At 61.9% G+C, this 21,820-nt stretch carries 19 protein-coding genes, 2 tRNA genes and 1 pseudogene; 7 read left to right on the top strand and 15 right to left on the bottom strand.

Features of this window, described 5'->3' with window-relative positions; all coding sequences use genetic code 11:
* Positions 1–6: 6 nt before the first annotated feature.
* The 11 genes from SZ64_RS06250 to recJ all read right to left on the bottom strand — a co-directional run bounded on the left by SZ64_RS06250 (position 7) and on the right by recJ (position 9,986).
* A complete protein-coding gene (locus SZ64_RS06250) occupies positions 7–456 on the bottom strand; it encodes a nuclear transport factor 2 family protein (RefSeq protein ID WP_054530026.1) in 450 nt (149 codons plus the stop codon).
* A gap of 127 nt (positions 457–583) precedes the next feature.
* Positions 584–1,273: a phosphate regulon transcriptional regulator PhoB gene (phoB, locus tag SZ64_RS06245; RefSeq protein ID WP_054530025.1), complete on the bottom strand. Its 690-nt coding sequence runs from the start codon at positions 1,271–1,273 to the stop codon at positions 584–586.
* Between the two features lie 85 nt (positions 1,274–1,358).
* Positions 1,359–2,048, bottom strand: coding sequence for a phosphate signaling complex protein PhoU (phoU, locus tag SZ64_RS06240; RefSeq protein ID WP_054530024.1), 690 nt, complete (start codon positions 2,046–2,048; stop codon positions 1,359–1,361).
* Positions 2,048–2,803, bottom strand: a complete 756-nt coding sequence (gene pstB, locus SZ64_RS06235; protein ID WP_082384721.1) for a phosphate ABC transporter ATP-binding protein PstB — start codon at positions 2,801–2,803, stop codon at positions 2,048–2,050. Before pstB ends, phoU begins: the two co-directional genes overlap by 1 nt.
* Positions 2,804–2,829: 26 nt before the next feature.
* Positions 2,830–4,080 carry a phosphate ABC transporter permease PstA gene (pstA, locus tag SZ64_RS06230; protein WP_054530022.1) on the bottom strand — a complete coding sequence of 417 codons (1,251 nt, stop codon included), beginning with the start codon at positions 4,078–4,080 and terminating at the stop codon, positions 2,830–2,832.
* Positions 4,073–5,458 carry a phosphate ABC transporter permease subunit PstC gene (gene pstC, locus SZ64_RS06225; protein WP_054530021.1) on the bottom strand — a complete coding sequence of 462 codons (1,386 nt, stop codon included), beginning with the start codon at positions 5,456–5,458 and terminating at the stop codon, positions 4,073–4,075. The genes pstA and pstC overlap by 8 nt, the downstream gene beginning before the upstream one ends.
* Positions 5,459–5,473: 15 nt before the next feature.
* Entirely contained in the window at positions 5,474–6,520 is a 1,047-nt protein-coding gene (locus SZ64_RS06220) for a substrate-binding domain-containing protein (protein WP_054532122.1), read from the bottom strand.
* Positions 6,521–6,605: 85 nt separating this feature from the next.
* Positions 6,606–7,793: an ATP-binding protein gene (locus SZ64_RS06215; RefSeq protein WP_054530020.1), complete on the bottom strand. Its 1,188-nt coding sequence runs from the start codon at positions 7,791–7,793 to the stop codon at positions 6,606–6,608.
* 99 nt (positions 7,794–7,892) lie between these two features.
* Positions 7,893–7,967 (bottom strand) — tRNA-Glu (locus tag SZ64_RS06210).
* A 74-nt stretch (positions 7,968–8,041) separates the two neighbouring features.
* Positions 8,042–8,116 (bottom strand) — tRNA-Glu (locus SZ64_RS06205).
* A gap of 70 nt (positions 8,117–8,186) precedes the next feature.
* A complete protein-coding gene (recJ, locus tag SZ64_RS06200; protein WP_054530019.1) occupies positions 8,187–9,986 on the bottom strand; it encodes a single-stranded-DNA-specific exonuclease RecJ in 1,800 nt (599 codons plus the stop codon).
* A 63-nt stretch (positions 9,987–10,049) separates the two neighbouring features.
* On the opposite strand from recJ, the gene SZ64_RS06195 reads away from it, so the two are divergent.
* On the top strand, positions 10,050–10,541 hold the full coding sequence (locus SZ64_RS06195; RefSeq protein ID WP_054530018.1) for an NAD(P)H-dependent oxidoreductase: 492 nt from the start codon (positions 10,050–10,052) through the stop codon (positions 10,539–10,541).
* A gap of 148 nt (positions 10,542–10,689) precedes the next feature.
* Positions 10,690–11,163 carry a hypothetical protein gene (locus SZ64_RS06190; RefSeq protein ID WP_054530017.1) on the top strand — a complete coding sequence of 158 codons (474 nt, stop codon included), beginning with the start codon at positions 10,690–10,692 and terminating at the stop codon, positions 11,161–11,163.
* A gap of 6 nt (positions 11,164–11,169) precedes the next feature.
* Here SZ64_RS06190 and SZ64_RS06185 read toward each other — a convergent pair whose 3' ends face one another.
* Positions 11,170–12,141, bottom strand: a complete 972-nt coding sequence (locus SZ64_RS06185) for a nitronate monooxygenase family protein (protein ID WP_054530016.1) — start codon at positions 12,139–12,141, stop codon at positions 11,170–11,172.
* Positions 12,142–12,344: 203 nt separating this feature from the next.
* Here SZ64_RS06185 and SZ64_RS06180 point away from each other — a divergent pair, with 203 nt between their 5' ends.
* A complete protein-coding gene (locus SZ64_RS06180) occupies positions 12,345–12,902 on the top strand; it encodes an MOSC domain-containing protein (protein ID WP_199797068.1) in 558 nt (185 codons plus the stop codon).
* Here the strand turns inward: SZ64_RS06180 and SZ64_RS18200 are convergent.
* Positions 12,899–13,021, bottom strand: a pseudogene (locus SZ64_RS18200) (IS5/IS1182 family transposase); the annotation flags it as partial. The gene SZ64_RS06180 and the pseudogene SZ64_RS18200 overlap by 4 nt on opposite strands.
* Positions 13,022–13,167: 146 nt before the next feature.
* Between SZ64_RS18200 and SZ64_RS06175 the strand changes: the two are divergent.
* The 4 genes from SZ64_RS06175 to SZ64_RS06160 all read left to right on the top strand — a co-directional run bounded on the left by SZ64_RS06175 (position 13,168) and on the right by SZ64_RS06160 (position 19,234).
* Positions 13,168–13,365 carry a hypothetical protein gene (locus tag SZ64_RS06175; protein ID WP_054530015.1) on the top strand — a complete coding sequence of 66 codons (198 nt, stop codon included), beginning with the start codon at positions 13,168–13,170 and terminating at the stop codon, positions 13,363–13,365.
* 186 nt (positions 13,366–13,551) lie between these two features.
* Complete coding sequence (locus tag SZ64_RS06170) at positions 13,552–15,360, top strand: VWA domain-containing protein (protein ID WP_054530014.1); 1,809 nt, start codon at positions 13,552–13,554, stop codon at positions 15,358–15,360.
* A gap of 168 nt (positions 15,361–15,528) precedes the next feature.
* The gene (locus tag SZ64_RS06165; RefSeq protein WP_054530013.1) at positions 15,529–16,995 is read left to right on the top strand and encodes a carotenoid oxygenase family protein; all 1,467 of its coding nucleotides are present in this window, start codon (positions 15,529–15,531) and stop codon (positions 16,993–16,995) included.
* Positions 16,996–17,233: 238 nt separating this feature from the next.
* Positions 17,234–19,234, top strand: a complete 2,001-nt coding sequence (locus SZ64_RS06160; RefSeq protein WP_054530012.1) for a S9 family peptidase — start codon at positions 17,234–17,236, stop codon at positions 19,232–19,234.
* An 8-nt stretch (positions 19,235–19,242) separates the two neighbouring features.
* Here SZ64_RS06160 and SZ64_RS06155 read toward each other — a convergent pair whose 3' ends face one another.
* Positions 19,243–19,809, bottom strand: coding sequence for a rhomboid family intramembrane serine protease (locus SZ64_RS06155; RefSeq protein WP_054530011.1), 567 nt, complete (start codon positions 19,807–19,809; stop codon positions 19,243–19,245).
* A 107-nt stretch (positions 19,810–19,916) separates the two neighbouring features.
* A complete protein-coding gene (leuA, locus tag SZ64_RS06150; protein WP_054530010.1) occupies positions 19,917–21,599 on the bottom strand; it encodes a 2-isopropylmalate synthase in 1,683 nt (560 codons plus the stop codon).
* Between the last annotated feature and the right edge of the window lie 221 nt (positions 21,600–21,820).

Genomic DNA, 21,820 nt, shown 5'->3' with positions numbered 1-21,820 from the left:
GCCGGATTACTGCGGCGCTGGGCCACCGGCAGGCGGGCCGGACATGAAGATCGTCTGCACCTGAATCTTGCCGTCGCGAACGATGAATTCCTCGGTCGCTTTCATCGGACCCATTTCCCAGGTCATGAAGCCGACATTGCCTTCTTCCCACACCCGGGTGACGTTCATCTTGGGCGCGCCGCCGCCATTGGCTCCGCCAGCGGGCGGGGCGGAAGGGGCAGGGCCGGCAGGGCGCTTGAACATGTTCTCGAACAGGCCGCGGATCGCATCCTTGCCCTGGAACGCTCGGCCCTGCTGCAACACGACCGCGTCATCTGCATAATCAGCCATGATCGCATCGACATTGCCGCCCGAAGAGACGTGGCGATTGACGATTTCGGTGGGCGTGAGATCGGCCGCTTGTGCCGCACCCGTGATAGAGAGGGCGGCAATCGCGCCCAGCAACTGGAATTTCATGGCATTCTCCCCTGCGCGACCCGCGCCGGAGTGCGGGTAGCCGTTGGGAACGAGGCGAGAAACCCTGCGACGGGTTCTCGCCTGCGTGCCGTGCATTCCCTGCGACAAATTGTTAGAATGCGAAGTGTTAGATCGCTTCGAGGGCGTAACCGGCAGAGCGGACCGTGCGGATCGGATCGGGCGAATTGCCAACGGAGATCGCCTTGCGCAGACGGCGGATATGGACGTCCACCGTGCGTTCCTCGATCTCGCTCCCCGTGCCCCATACGCCGTCAAGCAGTTGCCCGCGGCTGAACACGCGGCCGGGGCTTTCCATGAAGAACTTGAGCAGGCGATATTCCGTCGGACCGACAGCGAGTTGCTGGCCGCGCCGTTCCACGCGGTGCGCCACCGGATCCAGCTTGAGGTCGCCAACTTCCAGCATCTCGCCCGCCAGAGCCGGGCGCACACGGCGCAGCACGGCCGAGACGCGGGCGAGCAATTCGCGTGGAGAGAAAGGCTTGGTCACATAATCGTCGGCACCGGTTTCCAGGCCGCGCACCCGGTCATCCTCCGCCTCGCGGGCAGTGAGCATGATGATGGGGACATGGGCAGTTGCCTTGTCGCGGCGCAGGCGGCGGCAGACTTCGATCCCGCTGGTGCCTTCGATCATCCAGTCGAGGATGACCAGATCCGGCACATCCTCATCGGCGAACATCAGGGCTTCGTCACCATCGGCAGTGGTGCGGACATTGTAACCTTCACTCTGGAAACGATATTCCAGCAGTTCGGCAAGGGCAGGATCGTCTTCTACGAGAAGAAGCTTGGGTGCAGCCACGTCTTGGGTTCCGGTCAGTTTCAGGGCCCCATCACCACAAAGATGTTACAGGAATGCGACAAGCATCCTCACGTCATACGATAGCTTAACTTACGCCGTCTGTCTCGCCGTCCAGTTCTGGCACATAGGTGCCGGTGGCGGCATAATAGACCATCTCGGCCACATTGGTCGCATGGTCGCCGATACGTTCGATGCTGCGGGCAATGAACAGCAATTGCGCGGCGCTGCTGATGGTGGCCGGGCTTTCCATCATATGGCTGACCAGATTGCGGAAGATGCTTTCGTAGAAAGCGTCGACCTTCTCGTCGCGCGCAATCACTTCGCGTGCAGTCACCGGATCGCGCGCGGCATAGGCAGTCAGCACATCGTGCACCATTTCCGAAGCAACCTCGCCCATGGCAGGCAGCAGGGTCAGCGGGTCAAAATGCTTGCGTGCCTGAAGTTCGTTCACGCGCTTGGCGATGTTCTTCGCATAATCGCCGATACGTTCCAGCACGCCGGCGATCTTCAACGCGGCGATCACTTCGCGCAAATCGTCCGCCATGGGCGCGCGCAGGGCAATGATCCGCACTGCCAGCTTGTCGACCTCGATTTCCAGCGCATCGATTTTCTTGTCGCGCCGCACGACCTCACGGGCGAGCTTCTCGTCATGCTTGACCAGCGCCTGGAGCGATTCCTGGATAGCGAGTTCAGCCAGGCCGCCCATCTCCGCGATCAGGCCGCGAAGCCGGGTGATGTCCTCATCGAATGCCTTGACCGTATGTTCGCTGCTCATCAGCCGTACCGTCCAGTAATGTAATCCTTGGTGCGTTCTTCGCGCGGATTGGTGAAGATATCGGATGTCTGGCCGTACTCGACCATTTTTCCAAGATGGAAGAATGCAGTGCGCTGCGAAACGCGTGCGGCCTGCTGCATCGAGTGCGTAACGATCACGATGGCGAAGCGTCCGCGCAATTCGTCGATCAATTCCTCGATACGGGCCGTGGCGATCGGGTCGAGAGCCGAACAGGGCTCGTCCATCAGGATCACTTCGGGGTCGACCGCAATGGCGCGGGCAATGCACAGGCGCTGCTGCTGGCCGCCGGAAAGCGCGGTTCCGCTGTCGGACAGGCGATCCTTCACTTCATCCCACAGGCCCGCGCGACGGAGCGAACGCTCCACGATCACGTCCAGATCGGCTTTGCTTTCCGCAAGGCCATGGATCTTCGGGCCATAGGCGATGTTCTCGAAGATCGACTTCGGAAACGGGTTAGGCTTCTGGAACACCATGCCCACGCGGGCGCGAAGCTGCACCACATCCATGCCTGATTTGTAGATGTCCTCGCCATCCAGCATGATCTCGCCTTCTACGCGGGCGGCCGCGATCGTGTCGTTCATGCGGTTGAGCGTGCGCAGGAAGGTGGACTTGCCGCAGCCCGATGGGCCGATGAAGGCCGTCACGAATTCGGTCTCGATGTCGATCGAAACCTCGTCGATGGCCTTCTTGTCACCGTAGAAAACAGAGACCTTGTTGGCGCTCATCTTCGGCATGTTGGCAGCGGGGGAATTTTCTATCGTCACCACTTCTTCTCGAACCGGTTGCGCAGGTAGATGGCAAGGCCATTCATCACCAGCAGGAACATCAATAGCACAATAATCGCCGCCGAAGTCCGTTCGACGAAACCGCGATCGATTTCATCGGACCAGAGGAAAATCTGGACCGGAAGCAGGGTGGCGGGCGAAGTGAAGCCATCGGGCGGTGTGGCCACGAAGGCGCGCATGCCGATCATCAGGGCAGGGGCGGTTTCCCCCAACGCACGGGCCATACCGATGATCGTGCCGGTGAGAATGCCCGGAAGCGCCAAGGGCAGGACGTGGTGGAACACCACCTGGATCGGCGATGCGCCCAGTGCCAGCGCGCCATCGCGGATTGTGGGCGGCACTGCCTTGATGGCATTGCGGCCGGCGATCACAATCACGGGCATCGTCATCAAGGCGAGGGTTAAGCCGCCGATTAGTGGAGCGGAGCGATAACTGGGGAACAGGGTGAGAAACACCGCGAGGCCCAGCAAACCGAAGATAATAGAAGGCACGGCGGCCAGATTGTTGATCGAGACTTCGATAATGTCGGTCCACCGGTTCTTCGGCGCATATTCCTCAAGGTAGAGCGCGGCGAGCACGCCAATGGGGAATGCGAAGGCAAGTGTGATCAACATGGTCAGCATCGAGCCTTTCAGCGCCCCCCAGATGCCCACCAGTTGCGGATCGGTCGCGTCCGATCGGGAGAGGAAGCCGAAGTCGAAATTCTTCTGCAGCTTGCCTTCCGCCTTGAGCTGGTTCGCAAGCGGCTGCAGGTCGACTTGGCCATCGCCGGAGTAGGCTGCGGCGAGCTTGTGCGAGGCAGGGACCATCAACTCGCTCTTCGAGCCAAGGATCGAAGGATCGGCGATGATCATCTTCGCCACATCGCGCCAGGCTTCCGAATTGATCTGCTGCGCGCCGGCTTCACCAAGCGACTTGGTCGCATAGAATTCGATGACGGCAGGCAGGCCCTGCGCCTCGAGCGACTGGATCGCATTGGGCTGAGCCAGCACGGCGGGATCGCCAGTGATGCCGGCTTCGGGGAAGTCGATTTCCACTGCGAGTTCGACGCGCTTGAAGCCCGAAATGCCATTGGAAGCCATGGTGACCAGCAGGAAGGCCAGCACCGCGATCGAGAACAGGATCGACAGCAGGCCCGCCAGCTTGAAGCGGCGCTCTGCAGCATAACGCTTGCGGATGCGCGCCTCGAATGCCGGGGTGCGGGTGGGGAGGACTGCCTCACTCATAGGCTTCACGGAACCTCTTCACCACGCGCAGGGCCACGATGTTCAGGCCCAGCGTTACAAGGAACAGGACAAACCCAAGCGCAAAGGCGCTGAGCGTCGCAGGATGGTCGAAACTGGCTTCACCGGTCAGCATGGCGACGATCTGCACAGTAACCGTGGTCATCGCCTCCAGCGGATTGCCGGAGAGCTTGGCGGCATAGCCTGCAGCCATCACCACGATCATCGTCTCACCGATCGCGCGGCTGATTGCCAGCATCACGCCTGCGACGATGCCGGGAAGGGCTGCCGGGACGAGAACGCGGCGGATCGTCTCATTGGTGGTCGCGCCCATTGCCAGGCTGCCGTCGCGCATGGCCTGCGGCACGGCAGCGATGGAATCGTCGGCCATGGAGGACACGAACGGGATGATCATCACGCCCATCACGAGGCCGGCCGCCAGCGCACTTTCGCTTGAGGCGTTAGAGATGCCGATGGAAACAGCCATGTCGCGAATGGCAGGCGCAATCGTGAGCGCAGCGAAATAGCCATAGACCACGGTTGGCACACCCGCGAGAATCTCCAGCGCGGGCTTCAGCCATTTGCGCCAGGCGGGGCTGGCATATTGCGTGAGGTAGATTGCGCTCATCAGGCCGAGCGGAATTGCCACCACCATCGCGATGATCGCGCCGATATAAATCGTGCCCCAGAACAGCGGGATCGCGCCGAACCGGCTCGGATCGGCAGCCTCGACCGAACTCATCGGGTCCGGCCCCCAATGGGTGCCGAACAGGAAGGAGATCGGATCGATCATTCCGAAAAAGCGGATCGTCTCGAATACGAGCGAAAGGAAAATGCCGAGCGTGGTGAGGATCGCCACCAGCGAAGCCAGCAGCAGGATCAGCATCACGATCCGTTCCACTCGGGTGCGGGCGCGGAAATCGGGGCGCAGGCGCGTGAAGGACCATGCGCCGCCAAGGAAGGCGACCACCAGCGTGGCAGCGATGCCGATTGCGTTCATGCGCATCAGCGCAGCGCGATAGGGTTCGACCAGTTCGCGGGCGAGGGGATTGAACACCCCGTTCGCCGCGCCGCTGGCCACCGCGCGCGCTTCCGCCAGGATGGTTTCGCGCTGCAGGCCGAAGACCGGCAGATGCGCAGCAGCCGGATCGGCCAGAACGGATTGGGTCACTAACACCGGGGCAATGAAGCCCCAGGCAAGGATGAACAGGATCGCCGGGATGACGACCCAGAGGGCGACGTACCAGCCGTAATAGGAGGGCAGCGAAGCGATCCGCCGGTCAGGCATTGCCCGGCGGAAGCTCCAGGCCCGTGCACGAGCCGCGAGCCATCCCGCGAGCCCGAGCCCGAGGGCGAGGAGAAGCAGAATGGCTGGCGACATAATCCGTGCTCGTCCTTATTCGAAGTCGGACGCGCTGAGCACGGTGTATTCAGTGGCCGCCTTGGTGCTCTTGGCGAGCACATCATCCGGGCTCACGACCATGCCAATCTTCGCGAGCGGACCGTCCTTGCCCCAGTTCTTCACCCATTCGGCGAGGAACTGCTTGAGGCCGGGAATCGCATCCAGATGGTCCTTCTTCACATAGATGAAGAGCGGACGAGCGCCCGGATAGGCGAAGCTGGAGATGTTGTCATAGGTCGGCACGATGCCATTGACGGTCAGACCGTTCAGCTTGTCGATGTTTTCTTCCAGATAGGAATAGCCGAACACGCCGATTGCCTTCGGATTGCTCTCGATCTTCTGGACGATCAGATTGTCCTGCTCGCCCTGATCGACATAAGCGCCGTCACCGCGGACTTCGGTGCAGATCTGCTTGAACTGGTCCTCATTGCTCTCCTTGAGGGCCTTCATCGCCGGATCGGTTTCGCAACCCTTTTCAAGGATCAGTTCCTTGAGCGCGTCGCGCGTGCCGGAAGTCGAGGGCGGGCCGTAAACCAGAATCGGGTCGGCCGGCAGTGACGGATCGACATCCTTCCAGGTCTTGGCGGTCTGTTCCTTGCCGAAGGGCTTCGCGGCCAGAGCCTTGTAGATAAGCGCCGGGGTGAGGTTCATCTCGATCCCGCCCTTGTCGGCGGCGAATGCGATACCGTCGAGACCGACCTGGATTTCGATGATGTTCGTGACGCCATTGGCCTGGCATTCCTCGAACTCCGACTTCTTCATCCGACGCGATGCGTTGGTGATGTCGGGAGTGCTGGCGCCGAGGCCCGCGCAGAACAGCTTCATGCCGCCGCCGGTGCCGGTCGATTCGATAATCGGCGACTTGAGGTCATGGTTGGAGCGCGCGAGCGACTCAGCAACAGCCTTGGCGAAAGGATAGACGGTGGAGGAACCCACGGCGCGGATCGAGTCGCGCGTCGCGTTATCGCCGCTGCTGCCGCATGCCGACAGCGCGAGAGCGGCGGAAATCAGGGGAAGGGCGAGAAGTGCTTTGGTCTTCATGGTCATGTCCCGGACTGGGAGGCTGGATGCCTCGTGGCTGACTGCCCGCGCGATGTTGGAGTTATGTGACACATGTATGACAAGACTACCGAGTCTGTTCGATAGTCGGTAGCTTCACGGTCACAACTGTGCCTTCACCCTTCTTGCTGGTGATGTCGAGACGCCCGCGATGGCGCTCCACAATATGCTTCACAATCGCCAGACCGAGGCCTGTTCCGCCAGCGGCGCGACTGCGGCCTGGATCGGTGCGGTAGAAGCGCCGGGTGAGGTGCGGAATATGTTCCGGATCAATGCCTTCGCCACGGTCGGTCACAGTGAAAACCGCCCGGTCGCCTTCTTCGGTCTTCAGGACGACATTCACCGGCTGATCCTGCGCACCGTATTTGAGCGCGTTGTCGACCAGATTGCGGACGAGCTGTTCCAGCTGTTGGGTATCGCCGCGCACAGTCACTTCTGTTTCTGGCAGAGTGATCGAAACTCTGGACTTGTCCTTTGCCGCGCCAGCATCGCGTGCTGCCTTGGCCACCAGTTTGACAAAATCGAGCTGCTCGGCCGGTTGATCGTGTTTCTCCGCCTCGATGCGGGAAAGCGACATCAGGTCGCTGACGAGGCTCTGCAGACGCCGTGCTTCGCGAAGGACTGTGTCGAGGAATTTGGCCGAAGTTGCAGGATCGACCGAATCCCCTTCCTCCGTAAGCGTTTCGACATAGCCGATGATGGAGGCGAGCGGCGTGCGCAGCTCGTGACTGGCGTTGGCGACGAAATCGGTATGGGCACGACTGATGTCGGCTTCGGTCGTGCGGTTGTGAAGCTCGATCACCCAGTAGCGGTCGTTGATCGAATGGAGCGTCACCTTCCATATGCTGCGCGGTGTGGTGAGGCCCTGGATCGTGGCCGATCCGTCACGCTTGCGATCCAGCAAGGCAATCGCCTGAGGATGGCGCAGTGCTACGCGCGCATCCTGTCCGACGATATGCTTGCCGAACACGACGCGGGCGGCCGAATTGGCAATGATGATGCGGTTCCGATCAAGCAGCAGCAAGGGCAGGCTGAATTGCTCGATCATGTCGCGCATCCCGTCGCGCGTCAGTTGTACGGAATCGGTCTGGGGTTGCACCATCCGTTCGACCGGGCGTGCGATCCAGAGAGAGCAGACCCAGAGCAAAAGCACGGCGGCAACCAGCCACAGATCGGCTCCGGCCACGATCATGCCGATTCCGGCGGCGATTGCGATCAAGACGCCTGGCCAGGGTTTGGAACGGAATTCGCTCATTGCGCTTTGCGCTTAGCCGCGCAGATGGCGCGTCGCCAAGAGGCAACGGAAGCTTGTCATAACTGGCGGTGGAGATTGATGCACGGCCATGGCGCGTGCTGGTGACCCCTACGGGAATCGAACCCGTGTTTCAGCCGTGAAAGGGCCGCGTCCTAACCGCTAGACGAAGGGGCCGGGCTATCCGGCAATCCGGTTTGAGAAGATGTAATCAACTCACCGGGTGGCGTGGTTTGAAGCCTTATCCACCGTGGTGACCCCTACGGGAATCGAACCCGTGTTTCAGCCGTGAAAGGGCCGCGTCCTAACCGCTAGACGAAGGGGCCACGTCGGTGGCAGGCCCGCGCACTTAGGGGTGGTTTCCTGTGCGGTCAAGCCCTGTGAAACGCTTTTGTCTCAATCTGCCCAGGCAGCGTCTTCCACGTGCAGTTCCGCTTGCGGACGGCTGCCCCAATCGTCCAGCTTGACGCGCCCCGCCAGCCACAGGTTGCGACCCCGCGAACCGTGCAGCAAGGCTTGCCCAAGCTCAGTTTCTGCGGCCCTGAAGGCCACGGCCTTGAACGAGCCGCCGTCGCGTCCGCTGGCGATCAGCCTCACATGATCCTTGCCCACGATATCGGCCTTCACCAGCCGGACGGGGCCGACTGCAACGCGCGGTGCAGGCCAGCCGACGCCAAATGGGCCTGCGCTTTCCAGTGTCTCCACAAGATTCGGCGTCAGTCCACCTGGCGCCAGAGCAAGGTCGAGCAACATTGAACGTTCTTCCATCGCCCGCGCCACTGCACCTGAAAGGCGCTCGTCCAGCCAGTCCGCCAGCGAATCGAGCTTGTCCGGCGCCACGGTGAGGCCTGCCGCCATGGCATGGCCGCCGCCAGCCACCAGCAGGCCGTGTTCGCGTGCGGCAATGATGGCAGAGCCGAGATCGACTCCGCTGATGGAACGACCAGAGCCTTTGCCGCGCCCTTCCTCATCCGCATCAAGCGCGATGACGAGGGCCGGCTTACCGGTCTTCTCCTTGATCCTTCCGGCGACGATGCCGATCACACCGGGATGCCAGCCGCTGCCGGCAAGGACCAGGACCGAGCGATTGTGCTGCGAAGCCAGCTGATCTTCCGCCGCTTCCTGCACGGCAGCCTCGATGGCCCGGCGTTCTTCGTTGAGGACGGAAAGCTGCCCGGCAATGGCGCGCGCCTCATCCGGGTCTTGCGTGGTGAGCAGCCGGACTCCAAGCGTTGATTCGCCTACCCGACCGCCCGCATTGATTCGTGGGCCGAGGGCAAAGCCAAGATCGCTGCATGTGGGGGCGCGGTTCAGGCGACTTGCGTCGATCAGGGCCGACATGCCGGTATTCTCGCGCTTTGCCATGATCTTGAGGCCCTGGGCCACAAGCGCCCGGTTGAGGCCGTGCAGCGCGGCGACATCAGCCACGGTGCCAAGGGCGACGAGATCGAGCAGGGCAAACAAATCCGGCTCGGGCCGGGTCTCAAAATAGCCGCGATCACGCAGGGTCCGCACGGTTGCGATGGCCAGAAGGAACGCAACGCCTACTGCCGCCAGATGGCCATGGGCAGCGCCGGTATCGCTCTCGTCCAAACGATTGGGGTTCACCAGCGCGGCCGCGATGGGCAGTTCGGTGGAGCATTTGTGATGATCGACCACGATCACGTCGACGCCCGCGTCATGGGCCATCGCAAGCGCCTGATGCGCCATCGCGCCGCAATCGACCGTCACGATCAGGCTGGAGCCTTCCTCGGCAAGGCGAACCAGAGCTTCGCCTGACGGGCCATAACCTTCCAGCAGCCTGTCAGGGATGTAATAGCGCGCCTCGTGCCCCAGCATGCGCAGCAGGCGGATGAGCAGGGCCGCACTGGTCGCGCCATCGACGTCGTAATCGCCATAGACCGTGATGGTCTCATTCCCCAGCACCGCTTCGGCCAGGCGTCGAGCCGCTTCGTCCATGTCGCGAAAGGCGCTTGGATCAGGCAGAAAACCGCGCAGAGTTGGGGTGCGGTGCCGTTCTATATCGTCAGGGCTGACCCCGCGAGCCAGCAGCAATTGCGTGACGAGATCCTGTTCCAGCCCTGCCATGCCGGCGTGGCTCTCACCCAGATCCATATTGCCGCCACGCCAGCGCCAGCTACGCCCTGCGAGCGAGCGCTCCACTCCGAAAACTGCCGATGTCCCATGGGATGCCATGCGCGCGGCCTAACCCGGAGTAGGGGCGATTGACAATGCCGCGCCATCCCGGATGCTGGCATTATGGATGAACCTGCCCCGTACCTGCTGATCCTGTGGCATAGCCGCACCGGCGCCGCACAGGCCATGGCGCGAGCTGCGGCGGATGGCGCCGGCGGTGACGTCCGCCTGTTGCGGGCCGGTGATGCCCGGTCGCGAGACCTGCTTGCGGCAGCCGGTTTCCTGTTCGTCTGCCCCGAAAATCTGGGCAGCATGACGGGCGAGATGAAGGAACTGTTCGATCGCTGCTATTATCCGCTGCTCGGCCGGATCGAAGGACGCGCATATGCCACATTTATCGCTGCCGGTTCCGATGGGGCCGTGGCGCAGGCACAGATTGACCGGATCGTGACCGGTTGGCGCCTGCGCCGGGTGGCCGATCCCGTGATCGTCAACCTGGCCGCTCAGACGCCGGATGCAATCCTTGCCCCCAAGCATGTTCCCGCCGCCGAACTGGAACGCTGCCGCGAGGTCGGGGCAGCTCTTGCCGAAGGGATAAGGCTTGGAATCTTCTGAGCGATTCCTCCGATGTGGACGCGGTTGTCCTGCGTCTTTGACCCGGAAATCGCGCATAGGCCTCCACCAGAAATAAGCAGGACTGAGGGGGCAGGCCATCAAACGGGAAGTCGCAACCGGCGGCAGGCAAGCAGCGCCGGTACTTTCGTTGCTCTTCGATGCCGCATCGCGGCCCGATCCCGGTGCAATTCGGGCGCTCGCGAAGTCCGGGGAGTTCTCGATCACTTTCGATTCAACTTCGCGCAACAACCGGGGCTGCGAGGGTGATTGGCTTGAACTTGCCGTCAATGGGCTGACCTTCGATCTGCGCGGCCTCGCTCCGGGCGATCCCGGGATGTTGCTGCTGCATCCGCGACGTTTCGGCCTGCTGCCTTCGCTTTCCCACTGCGAGGCGGTCACGCTGTCACCTGGCCCGCATCTGGCCGGCGGTGAGAGGATGGAGGCCGTGCTTCGTGCGCAGATGCTGCTGGGCGTGCTGCTGTGCGATCTGCCCGGCCTCGCCGCGGTTTGCTGGCTGCCCGCAAGCAGCCTGACGGGGGCGAGCCTGTTCCGCGAAGCGACCATGGGCTGGCTGGCCGGGCGTCCGGTGCCGGACTTTCTTGCAGAAGAAGTTGCAGCCTGACGGGATTTAAAGCCCGGCCTTGAGCGCCAGTTCGCGCCTGGCCTCGGCATATTGCGCTTCCAGCCTTGCGACCCGCACGGCAACTGGCTCCACTTCCTTGACCGCGCCGATGCCCTGGCCGGAACCCCAGATGTCTTTCCATGCCTTGGCCTCGCTGCCGGTGGCCTTGGCGAAGTCCATCGTGGTGGGATCGCTTTCCGGCAGGTGGTCCGGGTCAAGCCCGGCCCGCTCGATGGAGCTTTTCAGATAATTGCCGTGAACCCCGGTGAAGAGGTTGGAATAGACGATGTCTGCCGCAGCGCCTTCCACGATGGCCTGCTTGTAGGCGTCGATGGCATTGGCTTCCGGTGTCGCGATCCAGGGTGAGCCGATATAGGCAAGGTCCGCGCCCATGGCCTGCGCGGCCAGAATGGAGCGGCCATGGGCAATCGCGCCGGACAGGGCAATCGGCCCGTCGAACCATTCGCGCAGTTCCTGCATCAGGGCGAAGGGCGATTGCGCCCCGGCATGGCCGCCTGCCCCGGCAGCGACGGCAATCAGCCCGTCCGCACCCTTTTCAATCGCCTTGTGGGCGAAGCGCTGGTTGATGATGTCGTGCAGCACGATGCCGCCCCAGTCATGGACGCCCTTGTTGATGTCCTCGATCGCGCCGAGCGAAGTGATGACCAGCGGCACTTTCCACTTCGCCAGCACCATGGCGTCTTCCTCCAGCCGGGGGTTGGATCGGTGGACGATGAGGTTGCAGGCAAAGGGGGCGGCTGGCCGGTCGGGATTGTCGCGATCATGCGCGGCCAGTTCTTCGGTGATGCGGTGCAGCCATTCGTCCAGCATGCCGGAAGGGCGGGCGTTGAGCGTGGGGAAGCTGCCCACGATCCCCGCCTTGCATTGCGCGATCACCAGTTCCGGGTTGGAGATGATGAACAGCGGCGAACCGATCACCGGCAGGCGCAGATGGGAAAGCAGGGCGGGAAGGGACATGGTGCGTTCCGTTCAGCTTCGGGCCGATCTGGCCGGGGGTGTTACACCTGTTACACGAAAATCCGTTTTGCCGGATGGCTGTGTAACAGAGTGATATTGTTTAAATAATATATTGAAATATATGGATTTAACTAAATTCAGCGACAGTTCTAGCACGCAGGATAGGGTGTAGGAAAGGCTTGCCCCGCAGGGGGCGCTGCGTAATGCTCCAGCCCATGCAGGGGATCATCGTCGCGCTTGCCAGCGATGGGGAACATCGCTTTTCGAAGCAGCCGCGCGGCGGGCTGCGGCTGATTGCCGGGCAGGGTGTGGAAGGCGATGCGCATTCCGGCAGCACGGTCCAGCATCTCTCCCGGGTCGCGAAGAATCCGGCGGCCCCCAATCTGCGTCAGCTTCATCTGATCCATGCCGAATTGCTGGATGAACTTGGCGAGAAGGGCTTCCAGATAGAACCCGGCCAGTTGGGCGAGAATGTCACTACACGCGGTGTGGATCTGCTGGGCCTATCGGCCGGAACGCGCCTGAAGCTTGGCGAAGAGGCGCTGATCGAGATTACCGGCTTGCGCAATCCGTGCCGCCAGATTGACGAAAATGTCGGACAAGGCGCCATGGCGGCGGTGCTGGGCCATGCCGCAGACGGTTCGCTGATCCGCAAAGCGGGGGTGATGGCAGTCATTCTGCGTGGCGGGGAAGTGCGCCGCGGCAACAGGGTGCAAGTTGAGTGGGCGCCGGAACGGCTCATTCCGCTCGGCCCGGTTTAGGCTGTAGACTCATAAACACGGAGCCACAGACGCATTGATGCGAGTTGGACCATGGCGAGGAAGTTCTCAGCCAGCTTGTCGTATCGGGTGGCGACGCGGCGGAAGTGCTTCAACCTGGAAAGAAGCGTTCGATCACGCGCCACTCGAAGTCGGTCAGATCATATCGGCTCATGCAGACGCTGAATCAGATTTCTGCGCGATATGAGAGCTACAAGTCAGCGTTTGACCATTTGCGGACACGGGCAATTTGGGCGATGATATTGCAATGCTGATGTTTAGCTTCATTCTACTGACTGCTACGTTGCTCGTCTGCAACCTGATCTATTGCGGTCAGCACATTATTGCAGACCTGCACCGTTCGCGACGCGCCCAAATGGTATGGGGCCTGTTGGCATTAGCGGGTGCGATTGCTGCTTTGGTAGCGATGGCTTGGGGTACACTCGCGAGCCTCGCCCATCTTTAGATGAGGCTTCTGGGCGATTGCGAACTGCCCAGTTTATAGGTTCACGGCCTAGCAAGCACCTTATACAATTTAGTATGATGAGCTTACAATTATTGTAGTCTCGAATAACAAAATTACAAATTCCTTCTTATTTTAGAAAAGTTCGTATAACCTCCTCCAAATTGAGTCGCATGACGGGAGAGGGGCATGACGATGAAATTCCATCATTCCATCCGCCACGCATTATTTGCGGGCGCAGTTTCGGCGGCGATGTTGGGGGCATTTGCCGCACCCGCCTTCGCGCAGGAGGAGCAGGACCAGGAGGATGTGGAGCTATACGCTCCGATCATCGTCACCGGCACTCTCCGGCAAGGTGGGGCGCAGGATATCCGGCATTTCCGCGAAATATCCTTCGATGGCGGCAATGAATTCATGCCCCCGCTGGGCAGCCTCACCATGGAAGGCCTGTTGGGCGAACATGACCTGACCCTGCCGCGTAGCGGGGAATGCCGCCAGACTTTCTGCCTCGTAGGCCATGCAATGAAGGCTGAGCTGGCGCTGCGCCCGCAGGATGCGTGGTTCGTGGGGCTGGATTTCGATTCCAATATCGACGCCGAAAGCTGGAAGGCCGCGCCGCTCAGCCTCGTCGCAGTGGTGGACCGTTCAGGATCGATGGAAGGGGCGCCCATCGCCAAGGTGAAGGAGGCACTGCGCTCGGTCGTCTCGCAAATGGGTGAGGGGGATCGCTTCGGGATCGTGCTGTATGGCTCTGCCACCAATGTTCACCTGCCGGTGATGGATGTGGCAGGCCATCGCGGCGACATTCTGAAGGCAATCGATTCCATCCAGATCGATGGGGCGACCTATCTCGAGGCCGGGCTGAAGCTGGGCTACCAGACAGCCTATGCCGAATTGCCGCAGAGCAAGGGCAAGACCCGGCTGATGCTGTTCACGGACGAGAACCCCAATGTCGGCAATACCAGCGCGGAAGGCTTCATGGCTCAGGCCAGTGCGGGTTCCGCGCGCGGGGTAGGGCTGACCACGATCGGTGTGGGCGTGCATTACGATGGCGCATTGGCCGCCAGGGTTTCCAGCGCACCGGGGGGCAATCTGTTCTTCATTGAACAGGACCGCCGGGCAGATGAGCTGTTCGACAAGGAATTCCGCAACATGACCAGCGAGGTCGCGCAGAATATCGCGATCTCCATGACCCCGCCCGAAGGCTATGCGATCACTGGCGTGTTCGGGGTGCCCGATGGCCTGATGACACAGGCGCAGGACGGCACGGTGAGTGTGACGATCGGCACGGCCTTCCTCTCGACCAATGGCGGCGGAATCTACGCCACGCTCGGGCGGGATTCCACGCGCAGTCACTTGCCGCTGGCGCCGCTCGATCCGGGTAGCCCGCTGCTGGACGTCACGCTGGCCTATGTCGATGCGATTACCGGCAAGGAGGGCGGGGACCGGCTGACGGTGACGCAACCTGAGGGCCCGGCGCCAGCGCGGCTGGATGCCGCCATGGCGCTGGTGGACGAATATGTCTCGCTCACTCAGGCGCTCGATCAATATCATGTGCGCAATGACAAGAAGGGCGCCTTCGCCACGCTGGATGGGCTGGGCAGCCGCCTGTCCGCCGGCGGGCATGAGGGCTTCGGCAATGAAGAGGAACTGATCGGCAGCCTGCGTGACCGGATGGCCTATCTGGCTGGTTATAGCGGCGAGGTGCCGGCAGAACTGCGCCCGCTGGAACTGGTGGGCCGGTGGAAGGTCACCTATTTCAAAGGCGTCAGCGATGTGCGGCGCGGCGACGTGATCGAGATCACGAATGATAATGGCTTCATTACCTATCCCGGCGGGAATGATGAAGGTGACGAGATCTGGCAATCCTACCAGGTCAATGCGCGCCAGCTCTACATTCCCAGCGGGGATCTTCTCTTCCAGTATCGTCGCAACGGGGATCGCCTGACCCTGCGTTCCCGCGACGGGGAAGCGGAGATCGCCATGCGGATCGACTGATCCGCCGGGCCGGGCGGGCGTATCTCCCCCCTCGCGTCCGCCCGGCCAAACGGCGCGCATTCCCTGTGCGCCGTTTGTGCATTTTGCCTTCGATCAATTCGCTGGGGCTGCCTGCGGGCTATCGCTCTGCTGCCACGAGTCCAAGAACTCATGCGGAGAGACGATGCGATGACTCACTTCCCAGACAATCCGGGCTTCACCGGAACGCTTCGCCCCTTGCGCCTGCAGGGTGACATTCTCGACATGGAAGTCGAAGGCGAAATTCCGGCGGAACTGAACGGGGCGTTCCACCGCGTTCACCCGGATAACCAGTTCGCGCCAATGTTCGATGACGATCAGTTCTTCAATGGCGACGGCATGGTCAGCATGTTCCGAGTGCATGACGGCAAGGTCGATTTCCGCCAGCGCTATGCCCATACGGACAAGTGGAAGCTGGAGAACAAGGCCGGGCGCTCGCTCTTCGGCCATTACCGCAATCATTTGACCGACGATCCTTCCGTTGCGGGGCAGATTCGCGGCACGGCGAACACCAATGTGATGGTCCATGCGGGCAAGCTCTACGCGATGAAGGAGGACAGTCCCTGCCTCATCATGGACCCCAATTCGCTGGACAGTTTCGGCTATACGGATTTCGGCGGGCGGCTTGAGGCCAAGACCTTCTGCGCCCATCCCAAGATCGATCCGGTCACGGGCAATATGTGTGCCTTCTCCTACATGTCGAAGGGGCCGATGACCTATGACATGAGCTATTTCGAGATCAGCCCCGAAGGGGAGCTGCTGTTCGAGATTCCCTTCGAGAACAAATATCTGTGCATGATGCACGATTTCGGCATCACGCAGGATTATGCCGTGTGGAACGTGATGCCCTGCATCACGAATATGGAACGGCTGGAAAAGCGGATGCCCTATTTCGGGTTTGACCATTCGCTGCCCACCTGGCTGGCCGTTCTTCCCCGCAAGCCGGGGGCGACGGCGAAGGATCTGCGCTGGTTCAAGGCGCCGGCCAATTGCTTCACCGGCCATGTGATGAATGCCTTCAACGATGGCACGAAGGTCTATTTCGATCTGCCCATCGCGGCGAAGAACAGCTTCCCCTTCTTCCCCGACGTTACGGGCGCGCCTTTCGATCCCATCGGCGGCCTGTCCTATCTCACCCGCTGGACAGTGGATTTGTCGAGCAATGGGGAGGAATTCGAGCAGGTCGAGCAGATGACCAGCATTGCCGACGAATTCCCCCGGATCGACGACCGCTATGCCGGGCAGGCCTATCGCCATGGCTGGATGATCGCCTTCGATCCCCATGCCCGCTACGAAGGCCCTCCGGGGCCATTCGTGGGTGCGCTCAACACGCTCTGCCACATCGATCTTTCGACTGGCGATACCAAGAGCTGGTGGCCCGGCCCGACCAGCGGCATTCAGGAGCCCTGCTTTATCCCCAAATCCGCCAATGCGCCGGAAGGGGAGGGCTATATCGTCGCCCTGGTGGACGACCATGTCGCCAATTATTCGGACCTGTGCTTCTTCGATGCGCAGCGGATCGACCAGGGGCCGATTGCCCGTGCGAAGCTGCCGGTGAAGATCAGGCAGGGCCTTCACGGCAACTGGTCCACGGCGAAGCAATTGGGCGTGGCCTGACCTTTCGTGGAGCGGGGATGGGTCGTGGAGCGGGGATGGGCCTCTGCTTTGGCAGGGGTTCACCCTTGCGGATAGGTCACTTTGCTGAGGTGCCTTGCGCTGCTGTGAGAGCAGGAGCCTATTCGCCAGGCTATCCGCGCAAATAGGCATATTCTTCTGCGCAGGCAGGATTGTGCGGCGGCTTCAAACGCGTAAGAAGTATCCTCTGAAACCGGGCCGAAAACAGGGGAACCCTTCGATGCGTCTGCTTCTCACCGCCACTGCGCTTGTCCTATCGCTCCAGCCGCTGACGGCGCTCGCCCGGCCGGTTGCGCCGGAAGATCAGGTCAAGGAAATCACGGTTGCCGAACCGGACCTTTCGCCGTCCGGCGATGCGGCGGTCTATACGGTGATCGGTTCCGATGTGGATGCGGATGAGCCTGTGTCGCACATCTGGCTCGCCCCGTGGGACGGCAGCGGCCCGCGCCAGCTGACCTCGCGCAAGGGGGAGAGCGAAAGCAGCCCGAAATTCAGCCCGGACGGCAAGCAGGTGGGCTTCCTCTCCTCGCGCAATGACGAGAAGGAACAGTCGCGCCTCTGGCTGCTGCCGATGGCTGGCGGTGAGGCCAAGCCGGTGGACGGGATAGAGGGATCGGTGGAGGATTTCGCCTGGTCGCCCGATGGCAAGCGGCTGGCGCTGATCGTGGCTGACAAGCCTGAAGAACCGAAGAAGACCGCCGATGGCGAGGAGATCCCGTCGCCCATCGTGATCGACCGCTATCAGTTCAAGTCCGACGGTATCGGCTATCTGGGCAAGGAGCGTTCGCGCCTGTGGTTGTATGACATCGCCACCGGCAAGGCCCAGCGCATGGCCGATGGCGATTATGACGAGGCGTTCCCGGCCTGGTCGCCCGATTCCACCCGCGTATCCTTCGTCTCACGCCGCGGGCCGGATGCAGAACGGTCGCACGATTACAACATCTATGTCGCCCGCGTGGATGCGCCGGGTGTCGCGCCGCTGCAGCTTACCACTTACGAAGGTGCGGATGCCGATCCCGATTTCGGTTCCTATCCCGTCTGGAGTCCGGACGGCTCCAAGATCGCCTATGTGCGCGGCGGCGATCCCACGCTGCTGTGGTATGCCGCCAGCGATCTGGCAGTCGTGCCTTCCACCGGCGGTGAAGCGGTGATCCTCACCAAGGGGCAGGATCGCAACGTCTACAGCCCGGAATGGACCGCCGACGGCAAGGGCCTGCGCTTCCTGCTGGAGGATGACGGCCAGATGAAGCTGGCGTCCATCGCGGCGAGCGGGGGCAAGGTCTCGATTGTCTCCGGTGGGGAATTCGTACTGCGCAGCCTCAGCTCCACCGGAAGCCGCACGGTCGTGACCTATTCCACGCCGACCAAGCCCTACGAGCTCTATGCGCTGGATGCAGGCAAGCTGCGTCCGCTCAGCAGCCACAATGCGGAATGGATGAAGGGGATCGACTTCGCAGATGCGAAGTTCACTTCCTACAAGAGCAAGGATGGCACCGAGGTTCACGGCTTCGTGATGGTGCCTGTCGCAGCCAAGCCCGGCGAGAAACTCAAGACCATCCTGCATCCCCATGGCGGCCCGGCCGCCCAGTATGATTACGGCTTCGACATGTGGCAGCAGGTGTTTGCGGGGGCGGGCTTTGCGGTGCTGACCCCCAATCCGCGCGGCAGCACCGGGCGGGGCACGGCCTATGCTTCGGGGATCAACGCCGCCTGGGGTTCTGTCGACGTGGAAGACGATCTGGCCGCCGTGGACGATGCCGTGGCCAGGGGCATTGCCGATCCTGACCGGCTGGTCGTAGGCGGCTGGTCCTATGGCGGCATGTCCACCAATTACCTCGTTACGTCGGATCACCGCTTCAAGGCGGCCATGTCGGGCGCATCCATCGGCAACGTCCTGCTCGGCTACGGCACGGATCAGTACGTGGTCGAATATGATGTGGAACTGGGCAAACCGTGGGAGAACACGGATGTCTGGATCAGGAATTCCTATCCCTTCCTCCATGCGGACCGGATCACTACGCCCACCATGTTCATGGTTGGATCGGCTGACGTGAATGTGCCGACCTGGGCGAGCGAGCAGATGTATCAGGCGCTCAAGTCACGCCGGGTGGATACCGAACTGGTTGTCTATCCCGATCAGACCCACGGGTTCACCCGGCCGAGCTACATAGTCGACCGGATGGAGCGCTGGCTGGCGTGGTACGCCAAATATGTGAAGTAAGCGGGCCTTCAGCGCGCGTGGCGCGGGACGAAGGCCGGGGCGGCGAGCAATCCGAACAGGAAGCCGCCCAGATGGCCCTCCCACGCCACGCCACCCGATTGGCCCGCCAGCAGGGCGGGAAGGGTGAGGATCGCGATCAGGAACAGGTTGGTCTTCACGAAATCGGCCAGTGCGCGGCCCGTTTCTCGCGTGAGCAGCGGCATGGTGCCGGGCGCGCCGGGCGGATAGCGCACGAGGAAGCCGGCGAAACCGAAGATCGCACCTGATGCGCCAAGCATCGGGATGGTGCCATTGGGATGGATCGCCAGGAACATCGCCAGCCCGGCAAGACCGCAGCAGATGAACAGGGCGATATATCGCAGCCATCCGCCCGGCCCGCTCCCAAGGCGAAAGGCCACGTGCGGCGACAGGCTGGCCAGCGCGAGGCAGTTGAAGGCGATATGCATGAAGCCCGCATGGGCGAACATGTGCAGCAGCACGTTCTGCCAATAACCCGCGCGCAGAATTTGGGCGGATATGGCCCATTCGTACATCACCGTGCCGCGGGGCAGGTGAAGCACGAAGGCCGTCACCATTATCGCGATCAGTGTCCAGCCGGGCCATTGAGCGCTGGGGGGCAGAGCGAAGGCGCCTTGCCCCCCGGCTTCATCTATTGGGGATGGATCGTCCTCCAGCCGCAAGGTCAGGCGTCGCGCGCGGCGCCGTTCGCGGCGGAGAGGATCGCGCGGACACTGGCGGAGGCCACGTCCTCGTCAATGCCCACGCCCCATACGGTGCGGCCATCGGGCAGGGCGCATTCGACATAGGCGGCAGCCTGTGCGTCGGTTCCCTGACCCAGCGCGTGCTCGGTATAATCGAGCACTTCCATTTCGAGGCCGAAGGTTTCCTTCAGCGTCGCCAGCACGGAAGAAATCAGGCCCTTGCCGCGCCCGGAAACGCTCTGTGCCTTGCCGTCTACTTCTACCGTGCCCACGAATACGCGAGTGCCGTCCTGTGCGCGGTTTTCCTCGAAATCGACAAGGCGATAGCGGCGCTTGTCGACCTTGATGAAATAGCTCTCGCGGAAGACCTGCCAGATGTCGGCAGCATTCAGTTCGCGGCCCAGCTCGTCGGCAATGCGCTGGACGTGCTTCGAAAAGTCCGCCTGCAGCTTCTTGGGCAATTTCAGGCCCTGATCCTGTTCCAGCACCCAGGCGAAGCCGCCCTTGCCGCTCTGCGAGTTCACGCGGATCACGGCTTCGTAATTGCGGCCCAGATCGGCGGGGTCGATCGGCAGGTAGGGCACCTGCCACAGCTGGTCGTTGCGCTTGGTCTGGGCTTCGAAGCCCTTCTTGATCGCGTCCTGATGGCTGCCGGAAAAGGCGGTGAACACCAGTTCGCCGCCATAGGGGTGGCGCTGGTGGACCGGGATCTGGTTGCAATATTCTACCGTCTCGATGATGGAATCGATGTCGGAGAAATCCAGTTCCGGATCAACTCCTTGCGTGTACATGTTGAGGCCGACAGTCACCAGGCAGCAATTGCCGGTGCGTTCGCCATTGCCGAACAGGCAGCCTTCCACACGGTCCGCACCGGCCATCAGGCCCAGTTCGGCCGCGGCCACGCCGGTGCCCCGATCATTATGGGTGTGCAGGCTGATTGCCACCGTTTCCCGCCGGGGGATGTTGCGGCAGAAATATTCGATCTGGTCGGCATAGACGTTGGGGGTTGCCGCCTCCACCGTGGCCGGCAGGTTCAGGATCAGCTGATGATCCGCCGTCGGCTGCAGCACGTCCATTACCGCCTCGCAAACCTCCAGGCTGAAATCCAGCTCGGCGGTTGAGAAAGTCTCGGGCGAATATTCGAAATACCAGTCAGTCCCGGGGCGCTTGGCAGCCTCGTCGCGCAGGATCTTCGCCCCCTTGATGGCGATTTCCTTCACTTCGGCCTTGCTCATGCGGAACACGATGTCGCGCCATGCCGGGGACACAGCGTTATACAGATGGACGATAGCCGCGTGCACGCCTTCCAGACTGTCGAAGCTGGTGCGGATCAGATCCTCGCGCGACTGGGTCAGCACCTGGATCATCACGTCCTGCGGAATCTTGCCCGAACGGACCAGCCCCTGGATGAAGTCGAACTCGGTCTTGCCCGCGGCGGGGAAGCCAACTTCGATTTCCTTCAGGCCCACTTCCACCAGCGTATCGAAGAAGCGGTTCTTCTTCACCGCATCCATCGGATCGATGATCGACTGGTTGCCGTCGCGCAGATCGGTAGAGAGCCAGCGCGGAGCCTTGGTGATCGTGCGCGAAGGCCATTGCCGGTCCGTGATCGGAACCTGAGGGAAGGGCCGGTATTTCTCGCCGGGGGTTTTGAGCATCGCCATGGAATTGTGCCTTATCGCCTGATGCGCGCACGGCAAGGTGCGCGGCTGTTTCGACTGCAGATTTTTGGGTAGCCCTTAGGCGGGGTGCCATGCGCGATGCGCGCAGGCGGGATGACACGCCTAAGGGCGTGTAAGTCGAAGCAGGCTAAGGAGCGAGCGGTTCGTCATCATTTGTGCAAATGGACAATCGCACGCTATTTTTCAAGGAAAAGGTTCGCAGG

Origin of the sequence: Erythrobacter sp. SG61-1L (genome assembly GCF_001305965.1) — a bacterium.
GTDB lineage: Bacteria > Pseudomonadota > Alphaproteobacteria > Sphingomonadales > Sphingomonadaceae > Andeanibacterium.
The sequence above is the reverse complement of the archived record's forward strand: the minus strand, read 5'-3'. Positions and strand labels throughout refer to the sequence as shown.